Consider the following 9076-nt stretch of genomic DNA (forward strand, 5'->3'; position numbering starts at 1 on the left):
ACGTGGTTCGGTGCGGACACGGAACCGTCTCGGGTGCCGGTTACCGCCCCGGCTCCGGATCGCGCGGGAGGCCGAGCAGACGTTCGCCGATGATATTGAGTTGCACATCGGTGGTGCCGCCGGCAATCGAGTACGAGCGCATGCTCAGGAAGCGCTGGATCGCGGAGTCCCGCGGCTGGTCGCCGAGCAGCGACGCCGGGCCACTCCACTCCACCGCCAGCTCCCAGATCTGTTGCGAATGTTCGACACCGAGCAGTTTGGCGATCGACGATTCGGCGCCGGGTTGCAGCCCTGCAAGCGACCGCAGAGTCGAACGCAGAGCCATGAGACCGCCGGTATGGGCGTCGCACAACACCTTTCCGAGAATGCTCCGCTGCTCATCACCGAGCGCATCGCCCAGATCCTCGGCGAGGGCGAGCAGTTGCTCGCCGCCCGATCCGATCGACGACCCGGCGGACAACGACACCCGCTCGTTCGCGAGAGTGGTGCGCGCAAGCTTCCAGCCGTCGCCCGGGGCACCGACGAGCAGCTCGTCGGGGACGAACACGTCGTCGAAGAAGACCTCGTTGAACAGGGACTCGCCGGTGATTTCCCGCAGCGGGCGAATGTCCAGTCCGGGGCTGTTCTTGATGTCGATCAGGAAGTACGAGATGCCCTTGTGCTTGGGCACCGACCCGTCGGTGCGGGCCAGACAGATACCCCAGTCGGCGGTCCGGGCCATGGAGGTCCACACCTTCTGGCCTTGCAGCACCCAGCCACCGTCGACCTTGGTCGCCCGCGTGGCGAGTGCGGCGAGGTCGGAGCCGGCGCCCGGCTCCGAGAAGAGCTGACACCATGCGATGTCGCCGCGCAGCGACGACGGCACGAACCGCTGTTGCTGTTCTTCGCTGCCGTGGGCGAGCAGGGTGGGCACCACCCAGTTGCCGATGATCATGTCGTGCGGCGTCAGGTTCGCGCCCTGCAGTTCCTCAGCGATGACGAGTTGCTCGACCGGACCGGCACCCCGCCCCCACGGCACGGGCAGATGCGGGGCGGTGTAGCCGAGGTCGGCGAGCCGGACTGCCTGTTCACGTCCGGACAGCGCTGCGGTCTCGGCCAATTCGGCTCGAACTTCGGAGCGGATGCGGTCGGCTTCGGCCGGCAGCTCGATCGACAGGTCGCGACGCGTGCCCGACAAGGTCAGGTCGGCGACGCGGCGGCGCCAGGATCCGGTTGTGCCGAGCAGGATTCGCAGCGTTTGCGCTCGCCGCAGGTACAGGTGGGCGTCGTGCTCCCAGGTGTAGCCGATGCCGCCGAGCGTCTGGATGCAGTCCTTGGTGACCGTGTACGCCGCCTCCGGGGCGACGGCACCGGCGACCGCGGCGGCGAGGGACGATTCGCTTCCGGCTCCGGCGGCGACTGCGCGCGCCGCGTCCCATGCGGCGACGCGGGCCTGTTCGACGTGCGCGAGCATCCGCGCGACGCGGTGTTTGACGCCCTGGAACTGTCCGATGGGCCGGCCGAACTGCTGACGCACCTTCGCGTAGTCGGCGGCGGTGGCGACCGCCCGGTCGGCAACACCCGACGACTCGGCCGCGAACAGTGTCGCGGCGAGATCCCGAACACGCGCGGGCGCGATGGCGAGGACGTCCCCGGCGCCGAGCCCGAGTTCGGCGGCCGTGAGTGTCGCGTTGCGGCGGACGACGTCGTGGCTGGGCAGTTCGGTGACGATGCCCTTCTCCCGCGGTACGACGACGAAGACCTCGTCGCCGATGGTGTCGCGCGCGGCGAGCAGGTACAGATCGGCGGTGTGGCCACCGAGTGCGTAGCCGGACTCGCCCTCGAGAACCGGTGTGTCGCCGGTTCGGTCGACGACGAGAGTGCCGGGTTGCAGGGCGATGGAGGCGAGGATCGAGCCGTCGGCGAGTCCGGGCAGCAGGTCCGCGCGACCCGATTCGTCGAGGATCGCCGCGACGAGCACTGTCGGCAGGTACGGACCGGGAACCAGTGCGCGACCGAATTCTTCGACCACGACCGCCAATTCGCCCATGCCGTATCCGGCGCCCCCGACCTCCTCGGGCAAGTGCAGCCCCAGGACACCCAGTTCGGCCAGCGAATTCCAGAACTCGGGGCGCTCATCCACCTTGGCGTCGACCGCCGCGCGAAGCACGGTGGGGGTGATGTGGCGGGTGGCCCACGCGCGCACGGCGTCGCGCAGCGCGAGTTCCTCGTCGGTCAGTGCGATCGTCATAGTGTCCCCAGTTCGAATGCATTCGCATGACGGAGACGGTGAGGTCGCCATCTTCCAGCGAGACTGACTGGAATGTATTTCAGTTCACACCGGCCGGGGGTGCCGTTTCACTCAGTGGGACGGCGGTCGGCAGACGAGGCCGCGACGTCACACTCCGAACAATGCGGCCGCGTTGTCGCGGCACACCTCACGCAACCACCCGGAATCCGGCGCGACCCGCTCGAGCGCCTCGAGCTGGTCGATGTAGCCGTACGGGATATTGGGGAAGTCGGTACCCAGCAGGATCTTCGAACGCAACGTGTCGAGCCTCGGTAGCGCCGCGACCGGGAACGGAGCGTCTTCCTCCGCGAAGTCGGTGAAGGCCATCGTGGTGTCCAGATACACCCGCGGGTACTCCTCGGCGAGATCGAGGAACTCGCGATATTCCGGCATGCCCATGTGCGCGACGATCATCGTGAGCCGCGGATACCGGCGCATGAGCTCGCGCATCGGCCCCGGTCCGGTGTAGGTCCCGGGAGCGGGCCCCGAACCGCAGTGCACGACGGTCGGTATCGCCGCGTCCTCGAGCCGACCCCACACGCCGTCGAGCAGCGGGTCCACGGGTGAATAGTCACCCACCTGCAGATGTGATTTGAACACCGCGGCTCCTGCGTCCAGTGCCTCGGCGACGTAGCCCGCGGCGTCCGGTTCCGGATGGAAGGTCGCGGTGTGCAGGCAGTCGGGGGTGCGCGCCGCGAACTCGGCCGCCCACGAGTTGAGCCATCGCGCCATTCCGGGCTTGTGAGGATAGAGCATCGCGGTGAAGCGGCGCACCCCGAACTCGCGCAGCCGGGCCACTCGCTCGTCCTCGGTGTGCCGGTAGGTGATCGGCCACTCACGTCCGACCAGCGGACCGACGGCGTCGAAGTACTGCCACACCTTGTCGAGGACGTTCGCGGGCATGAAGTGGGTGTGGACGTCGATGATCTCGTCCAGATGGTGCCGGGCCCGAAACTGAGCGACGCGTTCGACTTCGTTCACCTCGCGACCGTACCCAGAGCCGGGCACGTGCCGGCCGGGGACACGCGAAACGACCACGCCGGTCGCGCTAGCAGAGTTCAAGTTTCAACCACTCGAGACATTCGTCACAGGCCCCCAGCTTCCCATAGGCTTACCTAACCAATATTATCCGAGCATTACATAACTTTTACATCGCGTGTGGACCCGCACCACCGCGCGACCGACCCATCGGAGCCGTACCGTGAAATTGAATCTCAAGAGCATGCTCGTTGCTCCCGCACTCGCCGGTGCCATGATCCTCACCGCGTGCGGCGAAAGCAGCAGCACCGCTGACAACGCCGGCGATGCCGGCGATGCCGCGACTGTCACGGTCGAGACCAACAACGGTTCCATGGAGGTCCCGGTGAACCCCGAGCGCGTCGTCGCGCTCGACAACAAGTCCTTCGAGATGCTGCGCGACTGGGGCATCACTCCCGTCGCCCTGCCGAAGACCCTGCTTCCGAACAACGGCTTCGAAGAGTGGCGGGCCGACGACTCCATCCTCGACGTGGGCACCCACCGCGAGCCCAAGCTCGAACTCGTCAGCGAGGCACAGCCCGACCTGATCATCGGCGGATCCCGGTTCACCGAGTTCACCGACGACCTCAGCGACATCGCGCCGGTTGTCGACGTCTCGGCACTGGACGAGTCCGAAGGCGGCTACATCGAGGGCCTGAAGGACCAGACGCTGGCTCTCGGCCGGATCTTCGACAAGGAACCGGAAGCCGAGGCGATCGTCGGCGAACTCGACGCCGCCACCGAGGCTGCCAAATCCGCCACCAACGGCGAGACCGTCTTCCTCTCCGTCGTCTCCGGCGGCAAGATCGACAACGGTGCCCAGCGCATCGGCCGTCTGCTCGAGGGCGTCGATCTGAAGGACGTCTTCGCGGGCGACGCCGGCGATATCCACGGCGACTCCGGGCTGGCCCCCGAGGCAATCGCGCAGGCCGACCCCGATTGGATGATCGTGCTCGACCGCGACACCGCCACCACCGCCGTCGGCGAAGCACCCGCCCAGCCGGCCGCTGCGGTCATCGACGCACAGGAAGCGTTCGCCAACACCACGTTCGCGACCAAGGACCAGATCATCTACCTGGACGGCGACTTCTACAAGCGCGAGGGCATCGAGTCCTACACCGAGGCGTTCCAGCAGATCGCCGATGCGTTCACTGCCGCTTCCCAGTCCGCGCAGTAACGACTCCGCCCCGTAACGACAGACACATCCGGTCCCGTGTTCGTCACCGCACACGAAAATCGAGATCCATGACGAAGAACCGACTGCTGCTACCACTGATATCGGTGGTCGTGCTGGCGCTGACCGCGGCATCGCTCATGGTCGGCGAATACGACATCACGTTCCGATCGCTGATCGACGATCCGGCCGCCCGCGAGATGTTCTTCATCTCCCGTGTGCCGCGCACCCTGGCCCTGATCTTCGCTGCCGTCGCGATGAGCGTGTCGGGGGTGATCATGCAGCTGATCACCCAGAACAAATTCGTCGAACCGACCACAGCCGGCACCAGCCAGTGGGCGGGACTGGGCCTGCTGTTCACACTCATCGTCATGCCCGATGCGGCGCCGATGGTCAAGATGGTCGTCTCCGTCGTCTTCGCGTTCGCCGGCACGATGGTGTTCATCGTCGTGCTGCGCCGGCTCGTCATCAAATCGTCGATCATCGTGCCGCTCGTCGGCATCATGCTCGGCGCTGTCGTCGGTTCGGTGACGACGTTCGTCGCCGGCAACTTCGACCTGTTGCAGTCCATGTCGGCGTGGCGGTCCGGCGGCTTCAGCAGCGTGGTGCGCGGATTCTACGAACCGCTGTGGGCGGTGGTGATCGTCGCCGTGCTCGCATACGCGCTGGCCGGCAGGTTCACGATCGCCGGGCTCGGCAAGGACCTCGCCACCAACGTCGGGCTCAAGTACGAGCAGATCGTCTTCCTCGGCGTGACCCTGGTCGCCGTCTCCACCGGCGTCACCACCGTGGTCGTCGGCTTCATCCCGTTCCTCGGGTTGATCGTGCCGAACCTCGTGTCGATGATGCTCGGCGACGACATGCACAAGAACCTGCCGTGGGTCGCGGCCGTCGGCGCCGGTCTGCTCCTGCTGTGCGACCTCGTCGGCCGCACCGTGGTGGCCCCGATGGAAATTCCCGCGTCCGTCATCCTCGGCGCCGTCGGCGCCGCCATCTTCATCGCTCTCGTCGTGAGGCAGCGTCGCTATGTCAGTGCTTGAATCCTCGAAGTCCTCCCCGGCCCGCAACGAGACCGCCGACACCGCGAAGGCACGGCGCGTGCTCTCGCCGGGAGTGCGGCTGGCCATCGTCGGGGTGCTCACAGCGCTCGCGGTCGCGTGCTACCTGTTCCTCTTCATCCGCGGATCGTTCGATTTCGCGTTCCCGCGGCGGCTCACGGTGCTCGGAGCGATGATCATCGCGGCGTTCGCGCACGGCATGGGCACCGTCGTGTTCCACACCGTGACCAACAACCGCATCCTCACACCGTCGATCATCGGGTTCGACTCGCTCTACACGCTGATGCAGACACTGACGGTGTTCTTCTTCGGTGCTACCGCGATCGCCAACACCGAGGGCACCCCGAAGCTGATCGCGCAGACGACCCTGATGGTGGTCCTCGCGACCATCCTCTACCGCTGGCTGTTCTCGGGCCGCTTCGGCAGCCTGTTCCTGATGCTGCTCGTCGGCGTCGTGCTGGGCATGGCCTTCGACAGTCTGTCGACGTTCGTTCAGCGCGTGCTCTCCCCCACCGAGTACGACATGCTCTCCGTCGAACTCATGGGCCGGCTCTCGTCCGTCGACTCCGACTACCTGCCCCTCGCGTTCGGTGTGTGCTTCGTCGTCGGCGTGATTCTGTGGCGGCGACGGCACCGGCTCGACGCGCTGCTGCTCGGCCGCGAAACCGCCACGAACATCGGGGTCGAATACAAGCGTGAGCTGACGCTGATGCTGGTGCTCATCGCGCTGCTGGTGGCCTTCGCGACCGCGCTGGCCGGACCGATGACGTTCTTCGGGTTCCTCGTCGCGACGCTGGCATACCAGATCGCGGGCTCCTACAAGCACCAGTACGTGATGCCGATGGCGTTCCTGCTCGGTGTACTCACTCTCGCTGCCGGCCAATTCTTCATGCAGCACATCTTCTATGCGGGCGGATTCCTCACCGTCATCATCGAATTCGTCGGCGGCATCCTGTTCCTCCTCATGATTCTCCGAAAGGGCACGCTGTGATCGAGTTCCACGACGTCTCCATGTCGTACCAGGACAAGCGGGTGCTCGGTCCGGTCAGCGGCATCATCGAAGAGGGCGGCATCACCTCGCTCATCGGACCCAACGGGGCCGGCAAGTCGACGCTGATGACGATCATCGGCCGGTTGATGGAACCCACCACCGGCACCGTCAAGGTCGGCGGCATGGACATCAAGGCCACCAAGTCGCGCGAACTGGCCAAGCACATGTCGATCCTGCGGCAGGAAAACCACATCACCGCGCGCCTGACCGTGCGCGAACTCGTCGGGTTCGGCCGCTTCCCCCACTGCCAGGGCCGTCTCACGCGGGAAGACGAGCGGCACGTCGACGAGGCGATGGAGTTCCTCAATCTGCTCCCGTTCGCCGACCGCTTCGTCGATCAACTGTCGGGAGGGCAGCGCCAGCGCGCGTTCGTGGCGATGGTGCTCGCGCAGGACACCAAGTACGTGCTGCTCGACGAACCGCTCAACAACCTGGACATGAAGCATGCCGTGCTGATGATGCGGCAGTTGCGCCGGGCCGCGGACGAGCTCGGCAAGACCATCGTGCTCATCATCCACGACATCAATATCGCCGCGGCCTACTCCGATCGAATCATCGCGTTGCGGGACGGACTGATCGTCACCAGTGGCTGCGCCGAGGAGATCATGCAGGACGACGTCCTCACCGACGTCTTCGACACTCCGGTCAGTGTGCACTCGATCGCAGGTCAGCGCACCGCGGTCTACGCGCGCTGAGCCCGGACTCCCGACCGGACGTCAGAACAGCGTCAGGTCGGCGTCCTCGACGGCCGCGGTCTTCCGCGCGGCCGGTTGCGCGACGAATTTCGGGACCTCGATCGGCCCCGGCCGGGCCGCGGCTTCGCGCGCCGCCTCGCCGGCGAGCTGGTCGGCGACCTCGTTGAAGTGGTTGCCGACGTGCCCGCGCACCCAGCGGAACCGCACCGGCCCGACGCGTTCGGCGATCTCCCGGTCGATGGCCCGCACCAATTCCAGGTTCTTCACCGGTGCGCCGGACGATGTCTTCCAGCCCTTGCGCTTCCACCCGGGAAGCCATTCGGAGGCGCATTTGATCGCGTACTGCGAATCGGATTCGATGATCATCGGCTCGGCACCGGGATGCGCCCGCAATGCCTCGAGCAGGGCCCGCAGCTCGGCGATCTGATTTGTGCCCACCCGTTCGCCACCCGACTTGCTGGGGCCTTCGTGATTGACCCATGCCCATCCGATGGCGCCACCGGGATTGCGTAGGCAGGATCCGTCGGTGCTCACGATGATCATGTTGCGAACCATAGCCTTTCCGTACGACACGGTCGAAACCAACGCCTCGGCGACGCAGGCTACGGTGAGACAGTGGCCGTCTCCGTCGGCGAATCCGCCCCTCCGATCGACACCCGAGTCCGGGTGCCTCGACCGGTCGACATCGTATCGACCCTCCAACCGCTGCAGCGCGGACCGTGGGATCCGAGCCAGCGCCGCGACGGTCACTCGGTCTGGCGGGTGTCGCGAATGAGGTCCGGCCCGGTCACGTGCCGTCTCACCCAGGACGGTCCCGACGGCGCGCGCTGCCTGCTGTGGGGACCGGGTTCCGCCGAACTGCTCGACCGTCTGCCCGACCTGCTCGGGGCCCGCGACGACCCGTCCGGCTTCACCCCCGAGCACCCCGTGCTCGCCGAGGCACACCGGCGGATGCCCGCGATGCGCATCACCCGCACCGGGCACGTACTCGAAGCGCTGGTCCCCGCGATCCTGGAACAGCGGGTGCACGGGATCGCCGCGTTCGCGTCGTGGCGGCGTCTTCTCACCCGGTTCGGCGACGTAGCTCCCGGTCCGGCGCCATCCGGGATGCGGGTACCGCCCGGTGCGGACGTGTGGCGGCGGATCCCGTCGTGGGAGTTCCACAAGGCCAACGTCGACCCGGGCCGCGCCCGCACCATCGTCCGCTGCGCCCAGCTCGCCGACCGGCTCGAACGACTCGTCGACGACGATCCCGCCGACGCCCAGCGCAAACTGCGATCACTGCCCGGGGTCGGCGTGTGGACGGCGGCGGAGGTCGCCCAGCGTGCATTCGGTGACGCCGATGCGCTGTCGGTGGGCGACTATCACCTCGCGACCGTCGTCGGCTGGTCGCTCCTCGGCGGGCCGCTCGACGACGCCGGCATGGTCGAGTACCTGGAACCGCTTCGGCCGCATCGCTATCGGGCTGTGCGGTTGTTCGTCGCATCCGGCGGTTACGGACGGGTTCCCCGGCGCGGACCGCGCACCGCCGTGACCGACCACCGGGCACACTGACGGGCTCGATCGGCACCGGCGGTATCCGTACACTGATGCGCATGCCCGCCAGCGATTCCTCGGTCGTGCCGACGCGTCTCGCGCATCTCTCCAGCTTCCTGCTCAGCCAGGCGTCGCGACACGTGCACCGCGTCGTGTTCGGCCGGCTCGACGAGACCGGCGCCCGCGGCCACCACTACCGCGTGCTCGCCGCGCTCGAGGAGTACGGACCCGCCAGTCAGGTGGAGCTGGGGCGTCGCTGCGGCCTCGACCGCAGCG

The 9076-nt window shown here is 67.0% G+C and carries 8 protein-coding genes and 1 pseudogene; 6 read left to right on the forward strand and 3 right to left on the reverse strand.

What is annotated here, in order from left to right; genetic code table 11:
* Positions 1-40: 40 nt before the first annotated feature.
* Both Q8814_RS09605 and Q8814_RS09610 read right to left on the reverse strand, forming a co-directional pair.
* On the reverse strand, positions 41-2230 hold the full coding sequence (locus Q8814_RS09605) for an acyl-CoA dehydrogenase (protein WP_330151782.1): 2190 nt from the start codon (positions 2228-2230) through the stop codon (positions 41-43).
* A gap of 147 nt (positions 2231-2377) precedes the next feature.
* Positions 2378-3250 carry an amidohydrolase family protein gene (locus Q8814_RS09610; protein WP_330151783.1) on the reverse strand — a complete coding sequence of 291 codons (873 nt, stop codon included), beginning with the start codon at positions 3248-3250 and terminating at the stop codon, positions 2378-2380.
* 220 nt (positions 3251-3470) lie between these two features.
* Between Q8814_RS09610 and Q8814_RS09615 the strand changes: the two genes are divergently transcribed.
* The 4 genes from Q8814_RS09615 to Q8814_RS09630 all read left to right on the forward strand — a co-directional run bounded on the left by Q8814_RS09615 (position 3471) and on the right by Q8814_RS09630 (position 7264).
* Complete coding sequence (locus tag Q8814_RS09615) at positions 3471-4463, forward strand: siderophore ABC transporter substrate-binding protein (protein ID WP_330151784.1); 993 nt, start codon at positions 3471-3473, stop codon at positions 4461-4463.
* 68 nt (positions 4464-4531) lie between these two features.
* Entirely contained in the window at positions 4532-5500 is a 969-nt protein-coding gene (locus Q8814_RS09620) for an ABC transporter permease (protein WP_330151785.1), read from the forward strand.
* Complete coding sequence (locus Q8814_RS09625) at positions 5487-6509, forward strand: iron chelate uptake ABC transporter family permease subunit (RefSeq protein WP_330151786.1); 1023 nt, start codon at positions 5487-5489, stop codon at positions 6507-6509. Before Q8814_RS09620 ends, Q8814_RS09625 begins: the two co-directional genes overlap by 14 nt.
* A complete protein-coding gene (locus Q8814_RS09630) occupies positions 6506-7264 on the forward strand; it encodes an iron ABC transporter ATP-binding protein (protein ID WP_330151787.1) in 759 nt (252 codons plus the stop codon). Before Q8814_RS09625 ends, Q8814_RS09630 begins: the two co-directional genes overlap by 4 nt.
* A 21-nt stretch (positions 7265-7285) precedes the next feature.
* Here the strand turns inward: Q8814_RS09630 and Q8814_RS09635 are convergent, their stop codons facing one another.
* Positions 7286-7807, reverse strand: a complete 522-nt coding sequence (locus tag Q8814_RS09635) for a ribonuclease H family protein (RefSeq protein ID WP_330151788.1) — start codon at positions 7805-7807, stop codon at positions 7286-7288.
* Between the two features lie 72 nt (positions 7808-7879).
* On the opposite strand from Q8814_RS09635, the gene Q8814_RS09640 reads away from it, so the two are divergent.
* Positions 7880-8818 carry a DNA-3-methyladenine glycosylase family protein gene (locus Q8814_RS09640; RefSeq protein WP_330151789.1) on the forward strand — a complete coding sequence of 313 codons (939 nt, stop codon included), beginning with the start codon at positions 7880-7882 and terminating at the stop codon, positions 8816-8818.
* Positions 8819-8859: 41 nt separating this feature from the next.
* Positions 8860-9076: pseudogene (locus tag Q8814_RS09645) on the forward strand (MarR family transcriptional regulator); the annotation flags it as partial.

Origin of the sequence: Rhodococcus chondri, from assembly GCF_036327435.1 — a bacterium.
GTDB lineage: Bacteria > Actinomycetota > Actinomycetes > Mycobacteriales > Mycobacteriaceae > Rhodococcus > Rhodococcus chondri.